At 66.1% G+C, this 26,412-nt stretch carries 26 protein-coding genes and 4 pseudogenes; 15 read left to right on the forward strand and 15 right to left on the reverse strand.

What is annotated here, in order from left to right; translation table 11 throughout:
• The 3 genes and pseudogenes from OR16_RS35535 to OR16_RS46775 form a co-directional block, all read right to left on the reverse strand.
• On the reverse strand, positions 1-686 hold a 686-nt coding region (locus tag OR16_RS35535; protein WP_006163824.1), incomplete at its 3' end, for an MFS transporter.
• 325 nt (positions 687-1,011) lie between these two features.
• Entirely contained in the window at positions 1,012-1,233 is a 222-nt protein-coding gene (locus tag OR16_RS46770) for a hypothetical protein (protein WP_006163825.1), read from the reverse strand.
• Positions 1,234-1,495: 262 nt separating this feature from the next.
• A pseudogene (locus OR16_RS46775) lies at positions 1,496-1,651 on the reverse strand (LysR family transcriptional regulator); the annotation flags it as partial.
• A 408-nt stretch (positions 1,652-2,059) separates the two neighbouring features.
• Here OR16_RS46775 and hfq point away from each other — a divergent pair.
• On the forward strand, positions 2,060-2,434 hold the full coding sequence (hfq, locus tag OR16_RS40245) for an RNA chaperone Hfq (RefSeq protein ID WP_006163828.1): 375 nt from the start codon (positions 2,060-2,062) through the stop codon (positions 2,432-2,434).
• A 105-nt stretch (positions 2,435-2,539) separates the two neighbouring features.
• On the opposite strand, the gene OR16_RS35550 is transcribed toward hfq, so the two are convergent.
• Positions 2,540-2,944 carry an FKBP-type peptidyl-prolyl cis-trans isomerase gene (locus OR16_RS35550; RefSeq protein ID WP_006163829.1) on the reverse strand — a complete coding sequence of 135 codons (405 nt, stop codon included), beginning with the start codon at positions 2,942-2,944 and terminating at the stop codon, positions 2,540-2,542.
• A 592-nt stretch (positions 2,945-3,536) separates the two neighbouring features.
• On the opposite strand from OR16_RS35550, the gene phaP reads away from it, so the two are divergent.
• Entirely contained in the window at positions 3,537-4,097 is a 561-nt protein-coding gene (phaP, locus tag OR16_RS35555; protein ID WP_006163831.1) for a TIGR01841 family phasin, read from the forward strand.
• A gap of 97 nt (positions 4,098-4,194) precedes the next feature.
• Here phaP and OR16_RS35560 read toward each other — a convergent pair.
• The 5 genes and pseudogenes from OR16_RS35560 to OR16_RS46790 all read right to left on the reverse strand — a co-directional run bounded on the left by OR16_RS35560 (position 4,195) and on the right by OR16_RS46790 (position 9,749).
• Positions 4,195-5,644 (reverse strand): annotated as a pseudogene (locus OR16_RS35560) (short-chain fatty acid transporter).
• Entirely contained in the window at positions 5,641-6,633 is a 993-nt protein-coding gene (locus OR16_RS35565; RefSeq protein ID WP_006163832.1) for an ornithine cyclodeaminase family protein, read from the reverse strand. The pseudogene OR16_RS35560 and the gene OR16_RS35565 overlap by 4 nt, the downstream one beginning before the upstream one ends.
• Before the next feature lie 43 nt (positions 6,634-6,676).
• Positions 6,677-7,036 carry a 2Fe-2S iron-sulfur cluster-binding protein gene (locus OR16_RS46780; RefSeq protein WP_237717341.1) on the reverse strand — a complete coding sequence of 120 codons (360 nt, stop codon included), beginning with the start codon at positions 7,034-7,036 and terminating at the stop codon, positions 6,677-6,679.
• Positions 7,005-8,336 (reverse strand): molybdopterin dinucleotide binding domain-containing protein, encoded by a 1,332-nt coding sequence (locus tag OR16_RS46785; protein WP_237717343.1) that lies wholly within the window; start codon positions 8,334-8,336, stop codon positions 7,005-7,007. The genes OR16_RS46780 and OR16_RS46785 overlap by 32 nt, the downstream gene beginning before the upstream one ends.
• 39 nt (positions 8,337-8,375) lie before the next feature.
• The gene (locus tag OR16_RS46790) at positions 8,376-9,749 is read right to left on the reverse strand and encodes a molybdopterin-dependent oxidoreductase (RefSeq protein WP_237717348.1); all 1,374 of its coding nucleotides are present in this window, start codon (positions 9,747-9,749) and stop codon (positions 8,376-8,378) included.
• Positions 9,750-9,844: 95 nt separating this feature from the next.
• On the opposite strand from OR16_RS46790, the gene OR16_RS35575 reads away from it, so the two are divergent.
• Positions 9,845-10,762 (forward strand): LysR family transcriptional regulator, encoded by a 918-nt coding sequence (locus OR16_RS35575; RefSeq protein WP_006163833.1) that lies wholly within the window; start codon positions 9,845-9,847, stop codon positions 10,760-10,762.
• Between the two features lie 21 nt (positions 10,763-10,783).
• Here OR16_RS35575 and OR16_RS35580 read toward each other — a convergent pair whose 3' ends face one another.
• The gene (locus tag OR16_RS35580; RefSeq protein WP_006163836.1) at positions 10,784-10,984 is read right to left on the reverse strand and encodes a hypothetical protein; all 201 of its coding nucleotides are present in this window, start codon (positions 10,982-10,984) and stop codon (positions 10,784-10,786) included.
• 54 nt (positions 10,985-11,038) lie between these two features.
• Positions 11,039-11,272, reverse strand: coding sequence for a GDCCVxC domain-containing (seleno)protein (locus OR16_RS42205; protein ID WP_006163837.1), 234 nt, complete (start codon positions 11,270-11,272; stop codon positions 11,039-11,041).
• 62 nt (positions 11,273-11,334) lie between these two features.
• Here OR16_RS42205 and OR16_RS35585 point away from each other — a divergent pair, with 62 nt between their 5' ends.
• Complete coding sequence (locus OR16_RS35585; protein ID WP_006163838.1) at positions 11,335-11,736, forward strand: MerR family transcriptional regulator; 402 nt, start codon at positions 11,335-11,337, stop codon at positions 11,734-11,736.
• Positions 11,737-11,773: 37 nt separating this feature from the next.
• Here OR16_RS35585 and OR16_RS35590 read toward each other — a convergent pair whose 3' ends face one another.
• Positions 11,774-12,751 (reverse strand): Bug family tripartite tricarboxylate transporter substrate binding protein, encoded by a 978-nt coding sequence (locus OR16_RS35590; RefSeq protein WP_006163839.1) that lies wholly within the window; start codon positions 12,749-12,751, stop codon positions 11,774-11,776.
• Positions 12,752-12,908: 157 nt separating this feature from the next.
• Positions 12,909-13,820 carry a LysR family transcriptional regulator gene (locus OR16_RS35595; protein ID WP_006163840.1) on the reverse strand — a complete coding sequence of 304 codons (912 nt, stop codon included), beginning with the start codon at positions 13,818-13,820 and terminating at the stop codon, positions 12,909-12,911.
• Between the two features lie 317 nt (positions 13,821-14,137).
• Here OR16_RS35595 and OR16_RS35600 point away from each other — a divergent pair, with 317 nt between their 5' ends.
• The 5 genes from OR16_RS35600 (at position 14,138) to OR16_RS35615 (ending at position 20,111) form a co-directional block, all read left to right on the forward strand.
• Positions 14,138-15,493, forward strand: coding sequence for an MmgE/PrpD family protein (locus OR16_RS35600; RefSeq protein WP_006163841.1), 1,356 nt, complete (start codon positions 14,138-14,140; stop codon positions 15,491-15,493).
• 30 nt (positions 15,494-15,523) lie between these two features.
• Complete coding sequence (locus OR16_RS46795) at positions 15,524-16,684, forward strand: CoA-binding protein (RefSeq protein WP_237717344.1); 1,161 nt, start codon at positions 15,524-15,526, stop codon at positions 16,682-16,684.
• Positions 16,599-17,474: an acetate--CoA ligase family protein gene (locus OR16_RS46800; RefSeq protein ID WP_237717346.1), complete on the forward strand. Its 876-nt coding sequence runs from the start codon at positions 16,599-16,601 to the stop codon at positions 17,472-17,474. The genes OR16_RS46795 and OR16_RS46800 overlap by 86 nt, the downstream gene beginning before the upstream one ends.
• 48 nt (positions 17,475-17,522) lie before the next feature.
• The gene (locus OR16_RS35610) at positions 17,523-18,695 is read left to right on the forward strand and encodes an acyl-CoA dehydrogenase family protein (protein WP_043422449.1); all 1,173 of its coding nucleotides are present in this window, start codon (positions 17,523-17,525) and stop codon (positions 18,693-18,695) included.
• A gap of 183 nt (positions 18,696-18,878) precedes the next feature.
• Positions 18,879-20,111 (forward strand): alpha/beta fold hydrolase, encoded by a 1,233-nt coding sequence (locus OR16_RS35615; protein ID WP_006163843.1) that lies wholly within the window; start codon positions 18,879-18,881, stop codon positions 20,109-20,111.
• A gap of 64 nt (positions 20,112-20,175) precedes the next feature.
• On the opposite strand, the gene OR16_RS35620 is transcribed toward OR16_RS35615, so the two are convergent.
• On the reverse strand, positions 20,176-20,577 hold the full coding sequence (locus OR16_RS35620; protein ID WP_006163844.1) for an OsmC family protein: 402 nt from the start codon (positions 20,575-20,577) through the stop codon (positions 20,176-20,178).
• Positions 20,578-20,779: 202 nt separating this feature from the next.
• On the opposite strand from OR16_RS35620, the gene OR16_RS35625 reads away from it, so the two are divergent.
• The 6 genes and pseudogenes from OR16_RS35625 (at position 20,780) to OR16_RS35650 (ending at position 25,896) form a co-directional block, all read left to right on the forward strand.
• Positions 20,780-21,430, forward strand: a complete 651-nt coding sequence (locus OR16_RS35625) for a VTT domain-containing protein (RefSeq protein ID WP_006163845.1) — start codon at positions 20,780-20,782, stop codon at positions 21,428-21,430.
• Between the two features lie 514 nt (positions 21,431-21,944).
• Positions 21,945-22,785, forward strand: a pseudogene (phnC, locus tag OR16_RS35630) (phosphonate ABC transporter ATP-binding protein).
• A gap of 72 nt (positions 22,786-22,857) precedes the next feature.
• Positions 22,858-23,850 carry a phosphonate ABC transporter substrate-binding protein gene (gene phnD / locus OR16_RS35635; protein WP_006163847.1) on the forward strand — a complete coding sequence of 331 codons (993 nt, stop codon included), beginning with the start codon at positions 22,858-22,860 and terminating at the stop codon, positions 23,848-23,850.
• 122 nt (positions 23,851-23,972) lie between these two features.
• A complete protein-coding gene (gene phnE, locus OR16_RS35640) occupies positions 23,973-24,764 on the forward strand; it encodes a phosphonate ABC transporter, permease protein PhnE (protein WP_006163848.1) in 792 nt (263 codons plus the stop codon).
• Between the two features lie 49 nt (positions 24,765-24,813).
• Positions 24,814-25,350: a phosphonate degradation HD-domain oxygenase gene (locus OR16_RS35645; protein WP_006163849.1), complete on the forward strand. Its 537-nt coding sequence runs from the start codon at positions 24,814-24,816 to the stop codon at positions 25,348-25,350.
• Between the two features lie 48 nt (positions 25,351-25,398).
• The gene (locus tag OR16_RS35650; protein ID WP_006163850.1) at positions 25,399-25,896 is read left to right on the forward strand and encodes a GNAT family N-acetyltransferase; all 498 of its coding nucleotides are present in this window, start codon (positions 25,399-25,401) and stop codon (positions 25,894-25,896) included.
• Between the two features lie 329 nt (positions 25,897-26,225).
• On the opposite strand, the pseudogene OR16_RS35655 reads toward OR16_RS35650, so the two are convergent.
• Positions 26,226-26,412: pseudogene (locus OR16_RS35655) on the reverse strand (hypothetical protein); the annotation flags it as partial.

Raw genomic sequence — 26,412 nt, forward strand, 5'->3', positions numbered from 1 at the left:
CCGCCTTCGTGGGTTTCGTGCAGGTGCCGGCGGATGTACATGCCAACCGGCGCAATCAGCAGGCCCAGCATGAACGGCAGGCGCCAGCCCCACTCAAGCATGGCGTCGGGGCTGAGCAGGGCCGACACCGCGGCACCCGTCAGCGCCCCCAGCAGCGCGGCACCGCCTTGCGTGGCGGCTTGCCAGCTGACCAGGAAACAACGGTTGCGCTTGCTGGCGCTCTCCAGCAGCAGTGCCGATGCGGCGCCGATTTCCCCGCCAGCCGACAAGCCTTGCAGCAGCCGGCCGATCACCACCAGCACGGTGGCGGCCACGCCTATGCTGGCATGGGTGGGCGTGAAGGCGATCAGCGCGGTGCCCGCCGTCATCAGCACGATGGTGAGCGTGAGCGCCGCCTTGCGGCCACGCTGGTCGGCCAGGTTGCCGATCAGCACAGCGCCCAGGGGGCGCATCACGAAGCCGGCACCAAAGGTGGCGAAAGACAGCAGTAGCGATGCCAACGGGCTGCTGGACGGAAAGAACAACTTGCCGATGGTGGCGGCAAAGAAGCTGTAAACCGTGAAGTCGTACATTTCCAGCCCGTTGCCGATGGCGGCCGCGACGATGGCGCGGCGCGAGTGCGGGCGGGCGGTAGTGGTGGGCACGGCGCCGGCCGGATGGCCTGGCGCGGTGTGGGCGATGGTCATGCTGTCCTCCTCGGGTGGGGTAGATGGGCAGCGGGTGCGGCGTGGCCCCGTTACTCTCGATGTGGGGGCATGGTAGGGGCCGCGCGCGGGATAAGCACTTCGCTTTTTTTCATGGGTATGAGCATTGGGAATCAAGGCCCGGCCGCCGATTAGGCGCGCGGCGTCAGGCAATGCGTTTGCCTTCATTGCCCTTCGATGTGAGTGTTGCCCGTAACTAATTGATTGTTATGGGTTTTACTCAGGGATGGGGTGCCGTCATGCCACGCCAGCGCAGTGCTGGGGTATTGCCTGGCTCGCATGCGCGTTGCCGGCGCATGCGGGGCGCTCACGGGGCGGCGGGGTTGCCCGGTGGCGGATATTGGCCCGCAAGCGCTTGCAGCACGGCGTCGTGCAGGCGCGCTGCCGCCCACGTCAGCACATGCCGGTCGCGCGTGACCAGGGAGACGATGCGGTCGGGCACCGGCTCGGCGACCTCGATGAAGTCCATTCTCTCGGTAATGTACTTGCTGCCAAGCGACTCGCTGGACAGCAGGATCAGGGTGTCCACCTGCCAGCTCCAGCACCCGCAGCCGGGCGTTGGGAAACTCGCGGCGGAACGTGCTCAGGCAAGCCGCCATCGGCCGCATCAGCGCAGTGACCGGCGTCACGCCCACGGTGATTTCGCTTTGCACCGTGCCTTTCATGTCTTCCATGTCTTCGCGCGCGCGCCGCACATTCTCGCTGATCAGCCGCGCGTGCGAGACCAGCCGCTGCCCGTAGGGCGTGAGCTGCACGCCTTTGCTCGAGCGCACGAACAAGGTGGCGCCGACGCTGCTCTCCAGCTCCTTGATGGCCTTGCTCAGCGCGGGCTGGGTCAGGTGAAGGATGCGCGAGGCTTCCTGGATGCTGCCGGTTTCGGCGACGGCGGCCAGGGCGCGCAGCTGGTTGAGCTTCATGAGGGGGCCTGCTGGATCGTGGGCGGACATGTTAATGGCAAAGCGCGCGGCGCGGAAGGAAGGGCGCCTGGCGTCGGCATTTGCGCGTGATGTGGCCTTGATGTGGTCTTGAAGTGGCCTTGAAGGTGGTCTTGAAGTGGCCTTGAAGTGGCCTTGAAGTGGTCTTGAAGTGGCCTTGAAGTGGCCCCGATGTGGCTTTCAGCGGGGCGCCGGAACCATTGGCATGTTCCTTGCGCGGGGAACTGCATCCGGCTTGCGCTAGAATGGGAAGTCTAGCCACTGTAAGCAATCATGATGCGCCGCCATCCCGGCGTGCGCGATTCATCTTGCGTTAGCGTGTGAGCACCGATATTGTGCATCGGTGCACCGCCGACGAAGCTGCGCCGCAGTAGCCATCTTTCTCTCGCAGCGCTTCGTCTGCCTTATTCTCAATATCCCATGCAGCTTGACGACACCAACCCGCAAAATTCCTTCCTGAACACCACGCGCAAAGAGCGCAAGCGTGTGCAGGTGTACTTGGTCAGCGGCATCCGGCTCGTCGGCTCCATCGAGTCCTTCGACGCGTTTGTTGTGATGCTGAGCACGCCCGGCGGCATGCAGACCATCTATAAGCGCGCCATTTCGACCATTCAGCTGGATACCGGCACGCGTCCGCCGGGCGGTGGCGGTGGCGCGCGTCCGCCCGGCGCAGGCCCGCGGACGCCGGGCTCGGGCCCCCGTCCGCCGCGTGTGTCTTCGGAAGGCAACGCCCAGGCACCCCTGGTGGTGACGCGCAAGCGCCGCGCCATGGCGCCTGGCGGCTCCGACGAGTAAGGCTGGCCGCCTCGCGGGGCGGCGCGGACTCCTACGTTCCGCCCGTGCCGGTCGTGCCCGGCCAGGAGGCCGGGGTCTTGCAAAAAGCGGTGAGGCCGCTTCGCGTCAGTTGCCGATGCCGAGCAACTCGACTTCGAAGTTCAGCGTGGCGTTCGGCGGGATCGTGCCGGGCACGCCGCGCGCGCCATAGGCAGTCGGGCCCGGGCACACCAGCTTGGCCTTGCCACCGACCTGCATCTTCTGCACACCTTCCGTCCAGCAAGGGATGACGCGGTTCAGCGGGAACGAGATCGGCTGGCCGCGCTTGTAGGAACTATCAAACTCGGTGCCGTCGGTGAGCGTGCCGCGGTAGTGCACCTTGACCACGTCGGAGGCCTTCGGCGTGGCGCCGGTGCCCTTGACTATGGTCTGGATCGACATGCCGGACGGCAGGGTTTCCGCGGCCGGGGCGGCAGCGTGGGCGATGGATGCCATGCCCAGGGCGGCAAGTAGCAGTGCAATCTTCTTCATGTGTCAGCTGGCAGAGTGGAGGGAGAAAGTTGGCCGGTCGCGCCGGCCTGAAAACCTGCATCTTAAACCGGGAATGGGATCCATCCTGGTTTGCCCGGCGCTACCGGCGCCAGACCCCTCCACGCAGCAGGGATTCCGCCATGGCCAGGCCCTCCCGGGCAGGCGCCGGCTGGCCCGGGTGAGGGAGCCCTCGCCGCTGTTGGCAAGCACCACGGTCTGGCGCAGCGCGCGCGCACCGAAGGGCGCGGCGCTGAACCAGCCGCGCAATATCCGGGGCCACGCTTGACCGACGATACAGAGTATTCCTATCCGAGTGAATCAGCGTTTTAGAACGGCTGGAAATGGCATTCGACCGGGTTTTAAAGATACTTAAAATTACGGATGTAGATTCAGAAATTTCCGGATCAATGGTGGCGCGGTTTGGTCTAGTGTATCCATTCCCTTTGCGCGTATTCCTGCAAAGGGTGTCGGGAGGCCGCGCGCCCTTGCGCAACGCTCCCCATGCCGAAGCAATGGATTCACCAGAGTCCGCCGCCGGCGTGCCGCCAGGAGATGGCGCGTGGCGCGGGTCGCACCAAGGAGGAGCTCCGAGATGAACTACCTTACCCCCGAACAGATCCTGGACGCGCAGAAAGAGAGTCTTGACACGCTGGCGGGCCTGACAAGCACAGCCCTTGAGGGTTTTGAAAGGCTGGTGGACCTGAATCTCCAGACCATGAAGGCGGCGCTGGCAGAGTCCGGCGAGGGTGTACACAAGGCGTTGGTCCGCGGGGGGAAACCTGGCGAGGCCATGCCCTGGCAGCACGACTGGTTCATGCCGCTGTCGGACCAGGCGCTCGCCTACCGCCGCCAGTTCCAGGTGATCGCATCGACGACGCGAGCCGATTTCGACAAGGCTGCCGAGGCGCACCATGAGGTCAGCAAGCGCGTGGTGCTGAGCCTGATGGAGAACCTGGCCGGTGCAGCGCCGGTGGGGGCCGGTGCGGCGACGGCCGCCTGGCCATCGGCCATCCGGGCATCCCTGGTCCTGTATGAGAACTGGCATGCGACCGCAAAGCAGGCGCTGCAGGTGGCTCAGGCCAGTTTCGACACCGCCGCCGGCGCGGCCGCCACGCCTGCCAAGCCACTCAACGGCAAGGCGGGCAGGCAGTAAGCTGCCACGTGCTCCGCCGTTCCCGCTCCCGCGCAGCGGCGGAGCACGTGGCTGGCATCCGCGTCGGCGCGGGGCAAAGCGTCAGGGCATCAAGGCATCAAGGCATGACAGGCGGATGGTATGGCAGCGTCGAAGCAAAGGCCCACAGCATGAACAGCACAAGCGGCGCGTGGACCAGCAACTGGGTGAAAGTAAACCCGACCACGTCCTTGGCCCGGATCCCCAGCACACCCAGCAGCGGCAGCATCCAGAACGGGTTGATCAGGTTGGGCAGCGCCTCCGCGGCGTTGTACACCTGCACAGCCCAGCCCAGGTGGACTTGCAGCTCATTGGCCGCCTGCATCACGTAGGGCGCTTCGATGACCCATTTACCGCCGCCCGACGGCACGAAGAAGCCCAGCACCGCGGAATATACGCCCATCACCGCAGAGAACGATTCCCTGGTGGCAACCGAGACGAAAGCCGATGCCAGGTGGTGCGACAGCGTCGTGCCATCCATGCTGGCCGCCTTGGTGAGGATGAACGCGATGCCGCCGTACAGCGGAAACTGGATCAGCACGCCAGCAAGGCACGGACTTGGCCACGGCGCGCAGGAAGCGCTTGGGACGCCAGTTCAGCAGCATTCCGAGCATCAGGAACAGGAAGTTGTAGGTGTTGAGGTTGGAGATCGCGAGGATCGGGTCCTTGGTGGTGAACTCATGTACCAGCCAACCGGCGCCGAGGGCCACGATCAGCAGGGTCAGCAAGGGGCTGTATTCCAGCCATTCGCCAGGACGCGTAGGGCGGCCAATGCCATCGCCGGCATCGTCGATATCCACGCCCATGTCCTGCGCGGTGCGCGCGCGCTCGCCCGCCGGCGCTGAAAAATAAGCTACCAGCAAGGAGGCGACGATCAGCACGGCCGTCATCGCCATCGATTGCCACAGGAAGATGGTCTGCGAAAACGGAATAACGCCGGTGATATCCAGCAGCGACTTGGGCAGGCTGGCGGGATTGGCCTGCAACTGCGCCGCGGACGAACTCAAGCCCAGTGCCCAGGTGGCACCCATCCCCAGGTAGGCGGCGGCGCTGGCCGCGCGATAGTCCACGCGCAGCCCGGTGCGCCGTGCAATGGCCCGCACCAGCAGCCCGCCGAAGATCAGGCTGATGGCCCAGTTGAGCAGGGAGGTCAGCAGGCTGACCAGCGCGACAAAGGCGATGGCGCCGCGCGCCGTGCGCGGCAGGGCGGCTAGCCGCTCGATCAGCAGGGAAGCCGGAGGCGAGGCCGCCACGACATAGCCCGAGATCGCCACCACCGCCATCTGCATGGTGAACGGGATCAGGCTCCAGAAGCCGTCGCCAAATGCGCGGGCCACGCCTTGCGTGGACGCGCCCACGGCCATCGCGCCAAGCGCCACGACGATCACCGCGATGGCGGCGAAGATATACGAATCGGGGAACCAGCGCTCGGACCAGTCTGTGACCTTGACGGCCAGGCGCTCCAGTCCGCCGCGGCCCGGGTGGTCCGCGTGGTCCGTTGTGTCCAGGGATAGGGGGGTGCTTTTCATGCTTGTCTCCTTACATTACCTTGGCTTTTTGCGCGCAGCGTGGTGCGCGGCGAGCCTTCGAATCCTTCATAAGCCATGACGGCGGCCGCGAGGTCTTCCAGCGCGGTGCCGACAGCCTTGAAGACGGTGGTTTCCGTTTCATCGGTGCGGCCGGGATGGCGCTGCTGGCACAGGTCCGCGAGCGTGGCCCGGATGTCGGCGGCCTTGAGCACGCCAGCTTCGATCGGGTGGAGCAGGTCGCCGGCCTTGAGCACGGCTTCGCTGGTATCGACGAAGACGGAGGTTGCCTCGAAGCAGCCGTCGTCGGCCTCGCGCATGGCCGGCGTGAAGCCGCCGATCAGGTCCAGGTGGGTGCCGGGCCTGAGCCACGCGCGATGCACGAGCGGCGAGGTGGAGAGCGTGGCCGAGGTCACGATGTCCGCGTCTTCGCAGGCGGCAGCGATCGTCGGGACAAAGCGCGCGTCGAAACCGTCCGCCTGCAGTCTTGTCGCCAGCGCTTCGCCATGGCTTGCGTGGATATCCCAGACGGCTACGCGCCGGATCGGCCTGACGGCGCGATAGGCATGGGGCAGCAGGCTGGCGACGCGACCCGCGCCGAGCACCAGCATCGACGAAGCATCATCGCGGCTCAGGTAAGAGGCTGCCAGCGCCGACGCAGCGGCGGTGCGCCTGGATGTGATCTCGTTGCCATCGATCATCGCCAGCGGCTTGCCGGTGCACGCATCGTGCAGCAGGTAGGTCGAGTAAAGGCCCGGCAGCCCGGACAATGTATTGCCGGGGTAGATGGTCACGGTCTTCACGCCGAGATAGGCGCCTGCCTGCCAGGAGGGCATCAGCAGCATCGTCCCCGGTGCCGCGCCATGCGTGTCGATGACATGGCTGTGGCGCTGCGGGACCTCACAACCGCGGATAAATGCGTCGTGCAGGGCGGGCACGAGTTTGGCGAACGGCAGCAGCGCGCGGGTGGTGTCGGCGTCGAGTATCAACATATTGGCTTGGGTGGGGTTGGAAGAAGGGCGGCGGCGGGCGCGATCACGCGTTCAGCACGATGTCGCTGGCTGGCACGGCCTGGCACGCCAGGCACATGCCGGCATCCTCGGGTTCCTCGCCATGCAGGTGCCGGATGCGGCCCGATACGACGGAAACCGCGCAGCTCTCGCACTGGCCGACCCGGCAGCCGCTGGGCAGTGCCAGGCCGAGCTTTTCAGCGAAGCCCAGCAGGGGGCCGTCCGCCGAACGCCAGGTGCTGGTGGTTCCGGTTTTGGCGAAAACCACATTGAACTGCTGGTCGGGCCCGGCCGCTGCGCGCTCGGGCGAGCGGAACACTTCGCGGAAGATGTCGGCGCGCGGCACGCCACGGTCAGCGAGCGCATTGGCGAAGGCGGTCATCATCGGCGCGGGGCCGCACATGTAGACGAGCGGGCGCTGGCCGAGCAGCCCGGCCGGGACATGCTCGGCGCTGACGCGTCCGGCCACGTCGTAGTCGACGCCGGGCACGTCGCCTTGCGCGGGACGGTCGTAGAAGTTGACGACTTCCAGCGTCGGCAGGGTGTGCCGGCGAATACGAGCGCACGATCTCTTCGCCAGCGGGCGGCACGGTGAGCTTGATGGTCACATGCTGGCCCGGCAGGAAGTCCGGCAAGCCGCCGCCATCCAGGGGCTCCAGGCATACCGACGTGACCTCGCGTGCTTCCTTCACCAGGCTCGCGACGCGAAAGGCGCGATAGCCGTCCCACCGGCGGCGCGTCACATCGAAAGCAGGATCGCGCTCGACGTTGCAGCGGTAGGCGCGCAGCGGCACGGAGCCGCTGACCGGATCGATGCTGTCCGCGGCGATCAAGCCGTTGTAGTTGCTGTGGTTCTCGCCAGTGACGCCCAGCGCGGTCTGCGCAAGCGCATCGCAGCGCTGCCACCAGCCAAACTCGCCGACCACCACGCGGGGATGCAGGCCGTCCCGGACCTTGGCGGTAAACCTCGCGCTGCCGATGGCCGTGGTGACCCGGATCGCGTCGCCGCTGGCAATCCCGCGCGCGGCTGCCAGCGCGGCCGGGATTTCCGCTTCAGGTTGCAGCGCGCGGCGCCGCAGCGAGGGCAGGCCGCGATGCTGGCTGTGGCAGTAGTAGCCGCTCTTGGCCGACGTCAGGACGAAAGGATAGGCGCCGCGGGCAATGTCGTCTGCTTCTTCAGGGCACTGCCCGGCGCGTGGCAGTGGCGGATAGCCGTGGCGCAGGAGCAGTTCGGAGTACAACTCCACCAGCCCCGTTTGCGTATTGAAGGCGCGCTCGCGCGGCCGGCCCGCATACTTGCGCTCCACGTCGGCAACGGGCACGCGGACGCCCCCCGGCTGCTCGCGCAACCTGTCCACCGTCAACCCCGAAGGGGCGAGCATGTGATTCCATCCCGCCTCCAGGCTGCCGCCGAAGAACGCCTGCGCCATGCCCAGCCTGACGGCGAGATCGAACACGATGTCGTTGTCCGAGCGCGATTCCCCGCGCGGCGACACCATGCGCTGGCGCAACTGCACCAGTTGCTCGGCTTCGGCGGAGATCTCGAAGCCGATGCGCAGTCCCTCGCGCTCCCACGGCGTGTTGACCGGCAGCAGGATATCGGCATAGCGGGAACTGGGCGTTTCGAACAAATCGCAATGGACATAGAAGTCCAGGCTGCGCAGGGCGCGCTCGCCGTCTTCCACATCGGCTTGCGAGAGCAGGGGGATTAGTGCCGAATGCCATCAGGGTGCGCACGGCGTAGGGCTGCGCGTGCAGGATCGCCCGGTAAAGGTCGCGCGCGGTGACCCATCCCTGCGCGGGCGGCCCGAGCGGCCTCGCGTCATAGCCCAGCGCCTTGCTCTTTTGCGCGGGCGGCAGCAGGTCGAAGCTGCTGACCGGGTTGTACGGGGGTTTTTGAAAGACCCGGTTGCCGCCGCCTTGTCGAAGCTGCCGGTCAAGGCGTAGAGGCAGGCGATTGCCCGGTCCGTCTGGGTTGCGTTGTCATGCTGGCCAACGCCGGACCAGGCGTGATAGGCCACGCGCCTGGCCGAGCCGAACAGGCTTGCTGCGTGGCGGATATCGGCCTGCGCCACCCAGGTGAGCTGCGCGGCCACGTCCGCGGGGTAGCGGGCGCATTCGCCGGCATACAGGTCGAAGGCGGGCCGGCAGGCGAGCGTGGCCGTGGTGTGGCCCACTTCGAACGTGCCTCTTAGCGCGACATGCTCGAAATCCCGCCCGGCCAGCGCCGATGACGGCCGCGCTTGTCCGGCATGGGCGTCCCAGACCAGGTAAGCATCGCCATCGGCCAGCCCCAGGTCGCGGCCCCGCAGGAAGCGCCCGTTGTCGCTTCGCACCAGCAAGGGGCCATTGGTCCATTGCCGCACGAAGTCCAGGTCGAACGCATTGGCTTCGATCAGCAGGTTGGCAATCGCCATGGCGAGCGCGGCGTCCGTGCCCGGCCGCACGCGTAGCCATTGCTCCGCCTGGCCAGCCAGCGCTGTCTCCCTGGGGTCTACCACCAGCAGCTTAGCGCCGGCGGCCCTGCCGGCGCCAATCGCTTCGGCCTGCGACAGCCAGGTGTTGGTCGGGTTATGGCCCCACAACACGATGAGTTCAGCGTTGCGGTAATCCGCGGTCGGCATGCCGCAGCCGAAGGTGAAGGCGTGCGCGTAATCCTTGTGCCAGTTGCAGATTTCCGTAGCGTAGCAGGTGTTGGGGCTGCCAAAGAGCCGGATAAGCCGCTCGATCCAGTCGATGCTGTCGGACAGCGGCGTGCCGCTCGGCGTGGTGACCGCAAAGGCGACCGATTCGGCGCCGCCCTCGCGCCTGGCCTGGAGCATGCGTTGCGCAACCTCGGCCAGGGCCGCCTCCCAGCTAATGCGCTGCCAGCCGGGATCCGCATCGGTCTTGGGCGTGGTCCGCCGCATCGGATACAGGACGCGGTCGGCGCTATGGACCAGTTCTGGCGCGGATTTTCCCTTCATGCACATCGCCTTGCCCGTGGGATGCGAGGTGTCCGGGCGCACTGCGACCAGAGCATCGTTCGCTACCAGGTTCACCGTGCCGCACCGGGAGCGGCACAACGTGCAGTAGCCGTGCTTGTCTTCCTGAATCATGGTTGTCACCGCATCTTGTCTCCTGACCAGATGCTAGCTAGCATGGGGAAGTATTTCTAATTCATAATATTGACATAGCAATATCGGAAAAATCGATGCTACCCACTTTGAAGCAGCTGCAGCATTTCGTGGCCATCGCCGAGACCGGGCAGGTATCGCGTGCGGCGCTTCGTTGCCACGTATCACAGTCATCCATGACGGCCTCCCTGAAGAGCCTGGAGGACGCGGTCGGCGTGCAGTTGTTCACCCGGCACGCCAGTGGCGTGCGCCTTACGGAGGCCGGTACGCGTTTCCTGCGGCATGCGCAGCAGATCGAGGACTCCGTGCTGGATGCGGTGGAAGCTGTCAGCGTGGCACCGGTAGACATCGCGGGCACGGTGCGCATGGGCGTGACCGAAACCATCACGGCCTATGTGTTGCCCGGGTTGCTGGAATCCATCGAGAGAAAATTTCCAAGGCTCCGGCTTGAGGTGCTGGAGCGGGAACGGCATGACATCGAGCGGGGCATCCTGCGTGGCGAGATCGATATTGCCCTGCTGCTGGTTTCGAACCTGCCCGGGCTCGACCATGTCACCTGCGAAACGCTGCTGCGCTCGCCAAGGCAGCTATGGGGCCATCCCGAGCATCCGCTGATGATGGCGGACCGTATCGGGCTGGCGGACGTGGCGCGGCACGACTACATCCTGCTCGACATGGATGAGCATATCGCCACGGTCGGCAAATACTGGGGGCAATATGGACTGGCGCCCCAGATCCGCTACCAGAGTTGCTCGATCGAGGCGGTCCGCAGCCTGGTGGCGGCCGGGCGTGGCATCGCCATCCTGTCAGACCTGGTTTACCGGCCGTGGTCGCTGGAGGGGCAGCGCATCGTGCGGCGCGGGATTGCCGACAAGGTGCCGTCGATGGACGTGGGGCTGGTATGGAAGCGCGAGCCCGCCACCCCGGGCAACGTGCTGGCGCTGGCGGACTACCTGCGCAGTGCGCTCAAGGGCAGGGAGAAGGCGCGCATGTGAGGCGGTTGCCCCATGGCAGGATCAGCGGCCGGCGCCAGATTCCCGAAGCCGCAAGGGCGGGGCCGGTTTGCCGGCCATTGCCGGCTTCCGGCCTTTGCGGAATATCCGCTGGAGTTCCTTCTCAGCAATGATCCCTTCGCTGCACAGGGGGCACTTGAGCACGGTCAGGAGGAAAGACGAACCCAGTTCGGGCGCATCGATCTCGAGCGTTGCCACTGACAAGTCGGATTTCCTGCAACTTGGACATAGCATGATGGGAGCGGGGAAGGTGGCAGATCAGGGAGCACGAGCGAAGCATCGCTTGCGCTCGCCCGGTTCTTGCTGGCGCGGCGGGCAACGGGTATCGCCATAGGAGCAGAATACGCAGCAGTCCCCGGCCTTGGGTTTCAGCACGGCGTTGCAGTCGCCGCACGTGTAGAACCACAGGCACGCGTCGGTGGGCATGTTCTCGGCGCTCCGGTGTCCGCAATGTGGACAGGTGATGATCGCCTGTAGCAGGACGGTGCGCATCCCCTTCCCTTAAGGCCAGCTTGCACGTAGTCTAGGTGCGTACTCAGGTACGGAGTCAAGCGATGGAATCGACACTGACGATCGGGCAGGTGGCCAAGGCGGCGAATGTGGGCGTGGAAACGGTGCGTTACTACCACAGGCGTGGCCTCTTGCCGGTGCCAGAGCGGGCGCACGGCGGCGTCCGGCAATATTCACGTGAAAGCCTGCAGCGGCTGAGCTTCATCCGCAGAGCGCAGGCGCTTGGGTTTACGCTGGAGGAAATCCGCGCCTTGTTGCAGCTCAATGACGGTAGTACGTGCGGGGCCGCGCGTGCGCTGGCCGAGCACAAGCTCCAGGCGGTGGACGAGCGCCTGCGGGAGTTGCAGGCGCTGCGAACCGATTTGCACAGGTTGATCGGGCAATGCCACGCCAATGGCGGCACGGGCTCGTGCCCCTTGATTGAAACACTGTGCGCGTCCAGCTAGTCAGTATGACGGTAGCGCTGGCGGCCAGCGCTGTCGATCAGTCGATCCGCGCGCCGCTAGCCTTGACGATTGGCCGCCAGGCCTGGTACTCGGCCACCACGAACTTGCCGAACGATTCCGGCGTGTATTGCATCGGCTCCGCGCCCTGCATGACGAATTTCTTGCGGATATCGGGGCTGTTCACGGCGTCGGTCACGGCCTTGTTCAGCCTGGCGACCACGTCCGGCGGTGTACCCTTGGGGGCAAACAGACCAAACCAGGCGCCCGTCACCAGGTTCTTCACGCCGGCCTCGGCCATGGTCGGCGTATCGGGCAGCGCTTCGGCGCGCTTGGCGCTGGTAACGGCTAGCGGACGCAACTGTCCCGCGCGGATATGACTCATCACCGAAGGGATGGTGGCGAACATGAACTGCACGCGCCCGGCCAGCAGGTCGTTCAGGGCGTCGGCGCCCTTATAGGGCACATGCACGGCGTTGGCGCCGGTGCGCTCGTTGAGCAGCGCACCAGACAAATGCGCGGCGGTGCCGACACCGGTGGAGGCAAAGTTCAGCTTGCCGGGGTTCGCCTTGGCATAGGCCACCAGCTGGGCCACATCGCTGGCCGGCACGCTCGGATGCACCACCAGCACGTTGGGCACGTCGGCAATCGGCGCGACCGGCGCCAGCGCAGTCTGCGGGTTGACCTTGAGGTTGGGATACAGCGTGGGATTGATGGCGACCGGGCCCACCGATGTGGCCAGCAGCGTATAACCGTCCGCCGCGCTCTTGGCGACAAACTCGGTGCCGATATTGCCGCCCGCGCCGGGCCGGTTCTCTACGATCACGGTCTGCTTGAGGCTCTGGCCAAGCTGGTTTGCCACTTCGCGGGCCAGGATGTCAGTGGTGCCGCCCGCGGAAAACGAGACCACGATACGGATGGGCTTGCTGGGAAACGGTTCGGCATTGGCACCGGTGCTGGTGCCGGCAACGGCGAGGCAAAGCAGCGCGGCGGCGGCTAGCCGCTGTGGCAGGGTCATGTCTCTCTCCACGGATAGAGGTGGTTTTGGCCCGCGCTACTTTGGCGCGGGCCACTGGAGACATGGTACGAAGCGGGCCCTGCCCAGCGTTGATCAAATAGAAACGCTGCTTTCTTTCATGAAGATGGCGCGGCGCGTCTGCGCGCGGCTGCGCGGCCTAGCGCGAGCGCTGGTAATGGCGCTCCATGGTCGCGCATTGGCCCAGGTAGTCCAGCAGCTTGGCCGTCCCCGCTGGCAGCGACTGCCGGTCGCGCACGCAGACATAGAAGTTGCGCGCGGCCCATGCATCGGTCAGCGTCAGCAGGCTCAGCCCCATCATCGACAGGTAGTTCTTGGCAATGCCCTCCGGCACCACGGCAATGCCGAGCCCTTCGCGCACCATCCGGCAACGCGCTTCGAAGTTCGACACCTGCGTCTTCACGGTCAGCGGCCGCGAGATGGTGCTGCTCACCAACTGCAGGAAGGCATCGAATGTATGGCGCGGGAAATAACCCAGGAAGTCGTAGTCCAGCGCCTCCTCCAGTTGCAGCGAGCCCTTGGCTTCCAGCGGGTGGCCGCGCGGCACCACCAGCCCCACGCGGTCCGAGCGGTAGGGCAGGGAGAACACGCCCGGGCTGGGCCCCTCGGCGTGATAGATGCCGATGTCTGCGTCGCCGTTGGAGACCATGCGCGGGATGTCGTAGCTGAATGCTTCGATCAGGTCGATGCGGCTGTCCGGCGCGCTTTGCAGGAAGCCGCTGATATCGGTGGGCAGGAACTGCAGGATGGTGGACGGATTGGCAGCCAGCCGGATCTTGGCGATGCCATCGGTCGAATACGTGGCCAGCGCCTCTTGCGCCAGCGTGATGCTGCGGATGATGGCCCTGGCGCGCTGGTAAAGCATGGCGCCGGCGGGCGTGGGCTCCACGCCGCGGCCGTGGCGCACCAGCAGGGCGGTGCCGACCTGGCGCTCCAGCTCGGAGATGCGTTTGCTGGCCGCCGAGGTGACGAGATTCTCGCGTTCGGCCGCGCGGGAAAGGCTCTTTTCCTCGACGGCGGCGATCAGGACTTCCAGGGAGGCGATATCCATGCGGGTGTCGGCGGCTAGGTGGGCTGTGCGGGTGTGTGCGGATGGCGTGGCATGCAAAGGCGCCAGGGGTGGCCTGCCATGCTAAGCATGCTCCCCGCCTACGTCAAACCGGATTTTCCCGGGCGCGGCAGGTCTTTTGCCAAATGCACCGGCAGCCATGCGCGCGTGGCCCCGGCACATGGCACTTCGCCCGCGTGCTCGGGAGCCTTCACCAAATTTCAAAGCTCGCCGGCGGGCGGTCCCTAACATGGGGGTCAAGGCGGCCAGGCAGTCTTCATCAAGCCGCCAGCGAGACAAATAACGACAAGGAGCACTGCATGGTGATCGATGAGCTGGCCGAATACGTCGGCGCGCAAGGACGGCGCCCGCTGTCGCCCGAGGTCCTCCACTATGGCAAGCGCGCCGTGATCGACTGGTTTTCCGCGCTGTTTCCCGGCACGCGCATGTCGCCCGGGACCAACCTCGTGGTGGCGCATCGCACCGAGCTGGGCGTGGGCGGGTCCACCGTGATCGGTCATGGCACGACGGCGTTCCCGGCCACGGCTGCCTGGATCAACGGCAGCGCGTCGCATGCCGCCGAGTTCGACGATATCTTCCGGGACGCGGTCTACCATCCCGGCTGCCCGACCATCTCCGCCGCGCTGGCGGTGGCCGAAGACCGGGGCGCGTCCGGCGAGGCTTTCCTGCGCGCAGTCGTGGCAGGCTATGAGGTCTCCACCCGCATCGGCGCGGCGATCCAGCCAGCGCACTATCGCTACTTCCATACCACCGGCACGGTGGGATGCTTCGGTAGCGCGGTGGCCAGCGCCTTGCTGCTGGCGCCGGGCGATGCGCGCGTGGCAGCGGATGCGCTGGCCACTTCCGCCACCTTTGCCTCGGGCTTGCAGCAGGCCTTCCGCTCGGACGCGATGACCAAGGCGCTGCACGCCGGGCACGCCGCCATGGTGGGTGTGCAGGCGGCGCAGGGCGCTGCCGTGGGCGTCAATGGCGTGCACGATATCCTGGAGGGAGCCGCCGGCTTCGGCGCGGCGATGTGCGGCAGCCCGGACTGGTCGGACGTGGGGCAGGGGCTGGGCACCACATACAACGTCCTAAGCATCACGCAAAAAAACCACGGCTGCTGCGGCCATACCTTTGCGGCCATCGACGCGGCGATCGAACTGGTGCGCGAGCACGGCATCGATGCCGCCGGGATCGAGGCGGTCACCGTGTGGGCTTACCAGACCACCATCGACGTGACCGGCAACGCCAATCCCGTTACCGCTTTCGAGGCGCGCTTCAGCCTGCCCTACGTGATCTCGCACGGCATCCTGCGTGGCGCCGTGCGGCTCGATGCCTTCTCCGATGAACGCCTGCGCGACCCGCAGATCCGGCAACTGATGAAGCGCGTCACCCTCCATGCGGACCCGGAGCTGACGGCGGCATTCCCGCGCCAGCGCGCAGCACGCGTGGAGATCCTGCTCAAGAGCGGCGTGCGCCACTCGCTATTTGCCCCTTACCGCAAGGGCGATCCCGAATCCCCGCTGGATGACGCTACCCTGAGCGACAAGTTCATCGAGCTGGCCGCGCCGGTGATCGGCAGCGGCACTGCCGGGCGCTTGCTGGCCGCCTTGTGGCAACTGGATACGGGTAGCGTACGCGGCCTGCGGCTCGCCAGCCTCGGCGTGGCGTGAACCATGAATACGATCACTGCGGAGACAACCATGGCTGAAATGGAACCACAAAGCGCCCCGGAAAAGACCAATAGCCTGGCCAAGGCGCTGTTCTCGCCGGACACCGTGGCACTGGTGGGCGCGTCCAGCGATATCACCAAGAACACCGCCCGGCCCATGCGCTTCATGCGCAAGCACGGCTACCAGGGCACCATCTACCCGATCAACGCCACCCGCGCCGAAGTGCTGGGCGAGAAGGCCTATCCCAGCCTGGCGGCCGTACCGGGCCCAGTGGAGCATGCCTTTGTCATGGTGCCGGCCAAGCACGTGGAAGCCGCGCTGGAGCAATGCGCGGCCAAGGGCGTGCAGGTTGTGACCGTCTTCTCGGACGGCTTCGCGGAAGTGGGCGAGGCCGGCATGGCCGCGCAGCAGGCACTGGTGCGCAAGGCCAGGACGCTGGGCGTGCGCCTGATCGGGCCGAACAGCATCGGCGTGGTCAATGTGGCCTCTGGCGCGGTGTTGTCCGTCAATGCAGTGCTGGAGATGGACGAATTGCGCGCGGGCAGTATCAGCGTGGTCTCGCAGAGCGGCTCGATGCTGGGCGCGCTGCTGTCGCGTGGCGCCGCGCGTGGGCTGGGTTTCGCCAAGCTGGTCTCGGTCGGCAACGAGAGCGACATCGGCGTGGGCGAACTGGTTGACCTGCTGGTGGACGACGACGCCACCAAGGTCATCCTGCTATTCCTTGAGACCATCCGCGACGCCGCCGTGCTGGGGCCGGCGCTGCGCCGCGCGCGGCAGGCCGGCAAGCCGGTCATTGCCTACAAGCTCGGCCGTTCGGCGCAAGGCGAGGCGCTGGCCCAGTCGCACACCGGTGCGCTGGCCGGCAACGACGCGGCCGTGGATGCGTTCCTGCGCAAATACGGCGTGATGCGCGTGGAGATGCTGGAGACGCTGTTCGAGGCAGCGCCGCTGGCCCTGCGCTATGGCCGATGGGTTGACGCTGGCCGCCACCAGCGTGCAGTACAAGGACCTGGTCGAGCAACTGCTGCTGAGCGACTGGTGCGATGCCGTGCTCTGCGTGGCGGGCTCGTCCGCGCAGTTCCACCCGCAGCTTGCGGTGCGGCCCATGGAAGCCGCGGGGGCCGGCTACAAGCCGCTGATCGCGTTCCTCGCGCCGGAGGCCGGGGAGTCCCTGCGGGTGCTGCAGGCTGAGGGTATTGCGGCGTTCCGCACGCCGGAAGCCTGCGCGGACGCGCTGGCGCAACTGTTCAAGGCCGCACGGGCGCGCCCCGAGGCTGATGAAGCCATCGCGCCGCTCGGCTGGCCGGCTGGCTTGCCGCTGGCGGGCAACCTTTCGGAATACGAGGCGGCCAGCGCATTCGCCGCGCTGGGCGTGCCGGTCGCGGCGCTGGCCCTGATGCCGGTGGGCGAGTGCAAGCACAAGATTCCCTATCCGGTGGTGGCCAAGATCTGCTCGCGCGACATCTTGCACAAGACGGATGTGGGCGGTGTGCGCGTCGGCGTGCGCGACACGGAGGAACTGCAGCGTGCCGTGGCGGCGATCCTGGCGGATGTTGACCGCGCCGCGCCGCAAGCTCGGCTCGACGGCATCCTGGTGCAGCGCATGGAGGACAAGCTGCTGGAGCTGATGCTCGGCTATCGGGACGACCCGTTGGTGGGCCCCATCGTCATGCTGGGCGTGGGCGGTATCGCGGCTGAATTGCGGCCGGACGTCAGCTTGCGCCCGGCACCCGTGACGCGCGACGATGCCATGGAGATGGTCGACGAAGTCCGCAGCACCGCGCTGATTCGCGGTTTCCGCGGGCTGCCGCGCGGCGACGTCGGCGCGCTCGCCGATGCCATCGTGCGTTTTTCCCGGCTGGCGGCCTTTCGCGGCGTGAACGTGCTGGAGGCGGAGATCAATCCGCTGTTCGTGCGCGCCGATGGCGTGGTTGGCGTGGACTGCGTGATCCGGCTGGCTGAACAGGCTGAACAGATTTGAACTGATCCGAACAACATTGAACTGAACATAGCACTGGAGACAATGATCATGGATTTCAAGCTGACCCCGGAGCAGGCCGAGTTCGAACGCGCCGTGACGCGCTTCGCCGAGCACGAGTTGCGCGCCGGCGCCGTAGCCCGTGCCCATACCGACGACTACCCGTGGGATGTGGCCCGCAAGATGGGCGAGCAGGGCCTGCTGGGCATCACCCTCGCAGAGGCTGACGGCGGGCAGGGCGGCAGCCTGATGGACGCCATCATCGCGATCCAGGCAGTTGCCGCGGTCTGTCCGCGCAGCGCTGATGTGATCCAGGCCGGCAACTTCGGCGCCATCCGCGTGCTGGCGGAGTACGGCTCGCCGGCGCAGAAGGAAAAATGGCTGCGCCGCCTGCTGGCCGGCGAGGCGCTGATCTCGGTCGGCATGACCGAGCCTGAGGCCGGCTCCGCCGTGACCGAGCTGCGCACCACCGCCACGCCCGACGGCGACGATTTCCTGATCAACGGTACCAAGGTCTTCACCACCCACGGGCCGCATGCCGACCTGATCCTCGCCTACGTGCGCTTTGGCCCGGGTGTGGGCGGCATCGGCTCGGTCCTGATCGATACCAAGCTGCCGGGCGTGCGCATCGGGCAGCGCTCCAAGTTCATGTCGGGCGAGGAATGGGCGCAGATCTACTTCGAGGACGTCCGCATCCCGGCGTCCGACGTGCTGCTGGGCGAGGGCGGCTTCAAGAAGCAGATCGCGGGCTTCAATGTCGAGCGCATGGGCAACACGGCACGCTCGCTGGCGCTGGGGCGCTACGCCTACCAGGTGGCGCGCGACTGGGCCATGCAGCGCAAGCAGTTCGGCCGGCTGCTGTGCGAATTCCAGGGCCTGCAATGGAAGTTCGCCGAGATGAAGGTAAAGCTGGATGCCGGTCAATTGCTGCTGTACAGGGCGGCTGCCAACGCCGACAGCGGCTTCCCCTCGGCGGAGGAGACCGCTATTGCGAAGGCGTTCTGCAACCAGGCGGGCTTCGACGTAGCCAATGAATCCTTGCAGGTGATGGGCGGCATGGGATATAGCCAGGAGGCGCTGGTGGAGTATTGCCTGCGCCGCTGCCGCGGCTGGATGATCGCCGGGGGCTCCATCGAAATACTCAAGAACCGCATCGCCGAATCGGTGTTCGAGCGTACCTTCTCGCAGCGCCCGGAAAAGGTGACGGCGGCAAAGGCGGCCTGATCCGCACGTAGCGCAAGCCCATTACGGGTGCGCTTTTGCGTACAACGGAAAGCGGGGCGCTGGCAAGCCTGCCCGCGCCACCGTGCCTTGTACGCGGACAGCCATGCGGCGCCAGTGGCACACGGCGGCAAACTTGGCTAGAGTGGGAACCTCGTACAGTTCGCATCATGCATGAGGATATCCATGGAAGCCCAGCGCCTGCAGTTCCCGGGAAGTGATGGTCAGCAACTCAGCGCACGACTGGATTTGCCAGTTGGCCCGGTTCGCACCTTTGCCTTGTTCGCCCATTGCTTCACTTGCGGCAAGGACGTGCTGGCGGCGACGCGCATCGCGCAGGCGCTGACGGCACACGGCATCGCCGTGCTGCGCTTCGATTTCACCGGTCTCGGCGGCAGCGGCGGCGATTTCGCCAATACCAATTTCTCGTCCAACGTGGCCGACCTGCTGGCAGCGGCGGACTATCTGCGGCAGCATCACCGGGCGCCGTCCTTGCTGATCGGCCACAGCCTGGGCGGGGCGGCAGTGCTCAGCGCCGCGCATGGCATTCCGCAAGCCAAGGCGGTCGTCACCATCGCCGCGCCGAGCGATCCGAGCCATGTGGTCGGCCTGTTCGGCGATCAGGCCGCGCGCATCGAGGCCGAAGGCGAGGCGCAGGTCCAGCTCGCGGGCCGGCCGTTCACGATCAAGCGGCAGTTTATCGAAGACGTGGCCGAGCAGAAGCTGCTCGATAGCGTCGCCAAGCTGCGCAAGGCGCTGCTGGTCATGCATGCGCCGCAGGACGACACCGTCGGCATCGACAATGCCACGCAGATCTTCATTGCCGCCAAGCATCCCAAGAGCTTCGTCTCGCTCGACGGCGCCGATCACCTGCTCACGCGCAGGGCCGATGCCGTGTACGTGGCCAACACCATTGCGGCATGGAGCCAGCGCTATCTCGACATCGATGCCCTGGATGTGCCGGCCGCGGTGGCCGAAGAAGGGTTGGTGCGGGTCGAGGAAAGCCACGCCGGCAAGTACCAGCAGCGCATCACCGCCGGGCCGCACCATTTGATGGCCGACGAGCCGGTTTCGTTTGGCGGGCTTAACGGCGGGCCGGCGCCTTATGACCTGCTGCTGGCGGGGCTGGGCGCCTGCACCGCCATGACGATGCGCATGTATGCCGAGCGCAAGGGCTGGCCGCTGGAGCATGTGGCCGTGACGCTGCGCCACGAGAAGATCCACGCGAGCGATTGCGCCGCATGCGCCACCACCGAAGGCAAGATCGACTGGATCGAGCGGGAGATCACCATGCGTGGCCCGCTGGACGACGCGCAACGCGCGGCACTGCTGGAGATCGCCGACAAGTGCCCGGTCCACCGGACCTTGCATTCGGAGGTGGTGGTGCGGACCCACCTGGCGGAGACCGCCGCCAGCTAGGCCACCGTCGCGAACCGGAAGGGGCGGCCTGCGGGCTGTCCCTCGCGGTTTTGCGTGGGGCCCCTCAGAGGAAGGTCGTCTCGATCCGCGATGCGCCCTTGAGGAACAGCGTCACCGGCGTGCGCTCGCAGACCTGCGCGAGCCGCTCGCGCTCGGCCTCGCCCAGCTCCACGCCGCTAACCCGGACTTCGCGCTGGATGAAGCGTGCTTCGTCCTTGCCCTGGAAGACCGCCGTGACTTCCACGTCGGCCACGGGCCACTGTTTCCTCTGCATATACATTTTCAGCGTGATGGCGGTGCAGGACACCAGCCCGGACAGCACGAAGGCAAAGGGTGGCGGGCCCTGGTCCGTGCCGCCCAGGCCGGCGGACTCGTCACCGACCAGCGCGTGGCTGCCGGCCTGCAGGTGCACCAGGTAGTTGGCATCGGCGGCGCCGATGCGGGCGGTGGCTTGGGAATTTGACATGGCGCTTTTCACAGGTTGTTGGTGCAGTTGATCGTGCGGATGGTGCTCAATATTATGCAGGAGCGCGGCGGGGGGAAAGGCTCTTCCCGGCATATTTCCCGCTTGTCATCGGCATGGGGGCCGGGGCACCGTACCCACTCGAGGCCCCCGGCGGCCCGGGCGCGCCTACACTGTAGTCATCACTTGAAGATCAGGGGCACGCATGGAAGCATCGCAAGTCTTGCCGTTGCTGCTGCATTTCGACCAGCATCTAGGCCCTGCCATTGCGCAATACGGCACCCTGGTCTACGGCATCCTGTTCGCCATCGTATTCTGCGAGATCGGGCTGTTGCCGCTGTTCTTCCTGCCCGGCGACCCATTACTGTTCATCTGCGGCGCGTTCTGCGCCTCCGGAGCGCTCGAGCTATGGGTCCTGTTGCCAGTGCTGCTGATCGCCGCGGTGGCCGGCAGCCTCCTGAACTACGCTATCGGCAAAGCCATCGGGGGGCGCGTGCTCACCGGCGGCTACCGCTGGATCAACCGCGACGCACTGCGCAGGACACACGATTTCTACCAGCGCCACGGCAGCCTGACGCTGCTGCTGTCCCCCTTCGTCGCCGTGGTGCGCACCTTTGCCCCCTTCGTTGCCGGCGTGTCTGCCATGTCGGCGACGCGATTCGCGCTGGCCGCGAGTGCCGGCGCCACCGTGTGGGTGGTGTCGCTGCTGGTCGGTGGCTATCTCTTTGGCAATGTGCCGCTGGTGCGCGACCATATGAGCGCCATTGTCCTGCTTGGACTTGCGCTTGGGCTGGGGTCGTTGGTGGTAGCGAGTGCGTGGCGGGCGGTCAAGGGGAAGCTGGGGGCGCGGGGTTAGTAGCTGGTTTGCGGTGGCGGCAGCGCGCAAGCCAGGTACCGACGGGTGTACGCGGTGAGCGATCGTACCGTCACTGTGCAGGTGCCCGCTGTTGGACGACGGGACAGGAGCGAGGCCTGTCGCCGGGCCGGTCCGAGGCGATAGCGGCCACATTGTCTTGCTTGACCTATGGTTCGCCTTTGCCTTTGCCTTTGCCTTTTTGCCTTTGCCTTTGCCTTTGCGTGTAGTCACCGCATCATCCTGCCGGCTCGTGCTCCACAAAAAGCACGCCAGCAACACCACTTGCACGGCAAGCCGGGTGCCCAGCAGGCTTGGCGCAATCTTCGGGAACAGCCCATGGTTCGCGCCCAGCATCGTGTACGGCCCGGCGGGCCGGCGGTGAGGTCTGCCCGAGGCCACTTGGTGCGGGCGGCTGGCCATGCAGGCCTCCCAATTCGAGATTGCTCTCAAACCTTCATCGTTTTGTCATCCGCACCACCCAGAATGCGCTCACTGTTGATGCAAGGAGTGTGGGATGACGCATGCGATTGAAGTGCGCGGCCTGTCCAAGTCGTTCCAGGCGGGACGCAAGGCGCTGGATAACGTGAGCCTTGCCGTTGCCCCTGGTGAAATGGTGGCGCTGCTGGGCGCTTCTGGCTCGGGCAAGTCCACGTTGCTGCGCCACGTGGCAGGCTTTATCGCCGCCGATGCGGGCGGCGCTGGCGAGGTGCTGGTCAAATGGCCGGGCCATCCAGCAGGGCGGCCAGCTGGCGCGCGATGTGCGTGCGGCGAGGGCAGAGATTGGTTTTGTATTCCAGCAGTTCAACCTGGTGGGCCGTCTGCCGGTGATCACGAACGTGCTGACCGGCATGCTGCCGCGCGTGCCGTTGTGGCGCAGCCTGATCCGATTCTTCCGGGTCCAAGAGATCGACGCAGGGCTTGATGCGCTTGCCCAGGTTGGTATAGACGACTATGCCTTTCGACGAGCTTCCACCCTGTCGGGCGGCCAGCAGCAGCGCGCGGCCATTGCCCGCACGCTGGTGCAGAACGCGCGGGTGATCCTGGCCGATGAGCCGATCGCTTCGCTGGATCCTGAATCGGCGCGGCGCGTGATGGAGTTGCTGGCGCAGATCAACCGGGCGCGCCGGGTGGCGGTGGTGGTGTCGCTGCACCAGGTAGATGTGGCGATGCGCTATTGCCCGCGCGTGGTCGCGCTGCGCCACGGCAAGGTGGTCTACGACGGCCCGTCCGCGGCGCTGACCCCGGCCATGCTGCGCGAGCTCTATGGCACGGAAGCGGCCGAGCTGCTACCCGACGGCGCGCAGCAGGAGGTTGCCATGCCCGCCGCGCTGCCAAGCGGCCTGGCGGCGGCCTGATTGTTCCTGGATTTTTGCTATTTTTTTTCCCGCAAGCCCCCCCCCAACAAGGCTTTTCCTCGGAGTTCCCCAATGCTGCGCAGAACCCTTTTTGCCCTGATCGTCACGAGCGCCGCTGGCGCGCTTTCGCTGCCCGCCTTTGCCCAGGAAGGCAAGGTCCTCAACATGGGCTTTATCTCGACGGAAACCTCGTCCAACCTGAAGTCAGCCTGGCAGCCGGTGATCGATGACCTGAGCAAGCAGCTGGGCGTGCAGGTCAAGCCGTTCTTCGCGTCCGACTACGCTGGCATCATCGAAGCCATGCGTTTCAACAAGGTGCAGATTGCCTGGTTTGGCAACAAGTCCGCCATCGAAGCGGTGGACCGCGCCAGCGGCGAGGTGTTCGCCTCGGTGATCGACAAGGACGGCAATCCCGGCTACTGGTCGCTCCTGATCGTCAACAAGGACAGCAACCTCAAGACGCTGGAGGATGTGCTCAAGCAGGGCAAGACGCTGAGCTACGGCGCGGGCGATCCGAACTCCACCTCGGGCACCGCCGTGCCGGGCCACTATCTGTGGGGCGCCCACAAGATCGAGCCGAAGACCTTCTTCAAGACGGTGCGCGTCAGCAACCACGAAACCAATCTGCTGTCGGTGCTGAACAAGCAGGTAGACGTGGCGGTCAACAACACCGAGAACATGGAGCGTTACCGCATCAACACGGGCAAGAACGCCTATGACCAGGTGCGCGTGCTGTGGAAGTCGCCGCTGATTCCGGCGGATCCGCTGGTCTACCGCAAGGACCTGCCGGCCGATGTCAAGGCCAAGGTGCAGACCTTCTTCGTGAACTACGGCAAGGGCGCCGACGCCGCGCGCGAGAAAGAGAACCTCGCCAAGCTGACCTACCAGGGCTTCCGCGCTTCCAACGACAAGCAGCTGGTGCCGATCCGCCAGATCGAGCTGGCGCGCGAGAAGACCAAGATCGAGTCCGACACCACGATGGCTGCGCCGGACAAGGAAAAGCGCCTTGCCGACCTGAGCAGCAAGCTGGCTGAGCTCGACAAGATTGCCGCCAGCGCGCAGTAACGCGCAGTAACGCACAATAACGCGCCACATCGGGCCCGCCCCAGAACCAGGGGCGGGCCGCACACCGCCGCCTCACCTTTGCCCTAGCCCACGTATTCATGCATCCACCCGCCAACCCCACCATGATCCCAGCCACACCGCCGCGTGCCGTCCGCCCATCGCGTGCCAGCTTGCCTGTCATGTTCGTCTGGGCAGTGGTGCTCGCCTTGCTGGTCATGTCGTGGCAGGGCGCCGACATGCGTCCGCTCGACCTGTGGAAGGACTCCGGCAACATGGCGAAATTCGCCGCCGACTTTTTTCCGCCCAGCTTCCGCGACTGGCGCATCTACCTGGACGAGATGCTGGTGACCGTGCAGATCGCGATCTGGGGCACCTTCCTGTCGATCGTCTTCGCCGTGCCGCTCGGCCTGGCATGTTCCGCCAATATCGTGCCGGCCTGGGTCTACCAGCCGATGCGCCGCGTGATGGATGCCTGCCGCGCCATCAATGAGATGGTGTTCGCAATGCTGTTTATCGTGGCGGTGGGGTTGGGCCCCTTCGCTGGCGTGCTGGCGCTGTGGGTGCACACCACCGGCGTGCTCGCCAAATTGTTCTCGGAGGCCGTGGAGGCCATCGACCCGCGCCCCGTGGAAGGCGTGCGCGCCACCGGCGCCAGTGCGCTGGAAGAGGTGGTCTACGGCGTGATCCCGCAGGTGCTGCCGCTGTGGATCTCCTATGCGCTGTACCGCTTCGAGTCCAATGTGCGCTCGGCCACGGTGCTTGGCATCGTCGGTGCGGGCGGCATCGGCACTGTACTGTGGGAGATCATCCGCAGCTTCCAGTACGCCGAGACCTGCGCGGTGATCATCATCATCGTCGGCTTTGTCACCGTCATCGATTTGTTGTCTGCCCGGATCCGCAAGGCGCTGGTATGACCGCGGCATCAACCCGCTTCACGACACCAGCCAGCACACCCAAATCATCATGACGATCCTCAGGCGCATCGAAATCCTTTTCTCCGGCCACGGCACCGCCTTCTACGGCGGCGAGGCCATCACTCAGACCGAGCACGCGCTGCAGTGCGCGCAACTGGCCGAGCAGGCTGGCGACCCCGAGCCGCTGATTGTCGCCAGCCTGCTGCACGACCTCGGCCACCTGGTGATGTCCGAAGACAGCACCACCGATATGCGCCATCAGGAAGTCGGCGCCGACCTGCTGGCGGTGGGGTTTGGCCCGGAGGTGACCGAGCCGGTGCGCATGCATGTGGCCGCCAAGCGCTACCTGTGCGCTACCGAGCCGGGCTACCAGGCCACCTTGTCGCCCGCTTCGCAGCATAGCCTGGCACTGCAGGGCGGCCCCTACGATGTGGCCCAGGCGGAGGCTTTCGCCACCCATCCCCACGGGCCGGCCGCCGTGCGCCTGCGCCGCTACGACGACCTGGCGAAGGTGGTCGGCCTTGCCACGCCGCCGCTGGAGTACTACCTGCCGATGGTGGCGCGCTGCCTGCGGCGCGCACCCTGATCCGCGTCGCATCCCATCTACCCAATCCCACCCGAGACCGATATCCACATGGATCTGCCAGATGCGCGCCGCACCAGCGGCGGCCCGACCCTGCACGAGGTGAGCGGCTCCGATGCCGAACTGCTGCAGGTGGCCGCCTTGCTCTCCGAAATGGACGGCGAGACGCCGCTGCCGTTGCAGCGCATGCGCGAGCTGTTCACCCAGCTCAAGGCAATGCCGCACTATCGCTGCTACCTGATGCGCAGCGCTGCCGGCGAGGCGCTCGGCACGTTCTGCCTGCTGGTGTTTCCGGTGCTGGCACACGACGGCCGCAGCGAGGCCATCGTGGAAAGTGTGGTGGTAACCCACGCCGCGCGCGGCACCGGCGTGGGCACGGCCATGATGCACGCCGCCATGCGACTGGCCGAAGAGGCGGGCGCCTCCAAGCTGGCGCTATCGTCCAGCGCGCGCCGGCTGCAGGCGCATCAGTTTTACCGGCGGCTTGGGTTTTCGGAGCATGGGACCAGTTTTAGTATTGGGGTGCCGGTGAAGGTCTTGCACGGCTGAGCGCGGGGTTTTGATGCTTCTAGCTGCTCTAGCTGCTGTCGCGGCTGTACGTGGTTGACTCGTACAATCCTTGCGGGAGGCTGACGTGGCGGGGTTGGACAGCGCGGCAGGTTCGTCGTCAGGCACTGGGTTTTAATGGCCTCGTGCCCTTACCAGTTTAGGCGACCACGTTCCTGCTTGCGACGCTGGTTCCGTGATGATTCCCTCGGTAGCGGCATCTATGCTCATCCATCTGCCGGTGCGTAGCCGATCTGCCTGTGTTTGGCTAGGCCATGGCTGCGCGGTAGCGCGGCGCAGAACAAGCTGGCCCGGATCAGCAGGAAGCGGACCTACGGCTGGCGGCAGCGTGTGCGCTCGTGCGTGAGCCGCATTAACGCATCCGCCGCATGCTCCAGCGCGCCGCTGTTGTCGATCACCGTGAGGCGGCACCCCGCCGGCACGGCGAACGGCTCGCCGGCGCGTTGCAGGCGCCGCACGATGGCTTGCTCGTCCTCGCGGCCGCGCAGCCGCAGGCGC

Origin of the sequence: Cupriavidus basilensis OR16 (assembly GCF_000243095.1) — a bacterium.
Classification (GTDB): domain Bacteria; phylum Pseudomonadota; class Gammaproteobacteria; order Burkholderiales; family Burkholderiaceae; genus Cupriavidus; species Cupriavidus basilensis_D.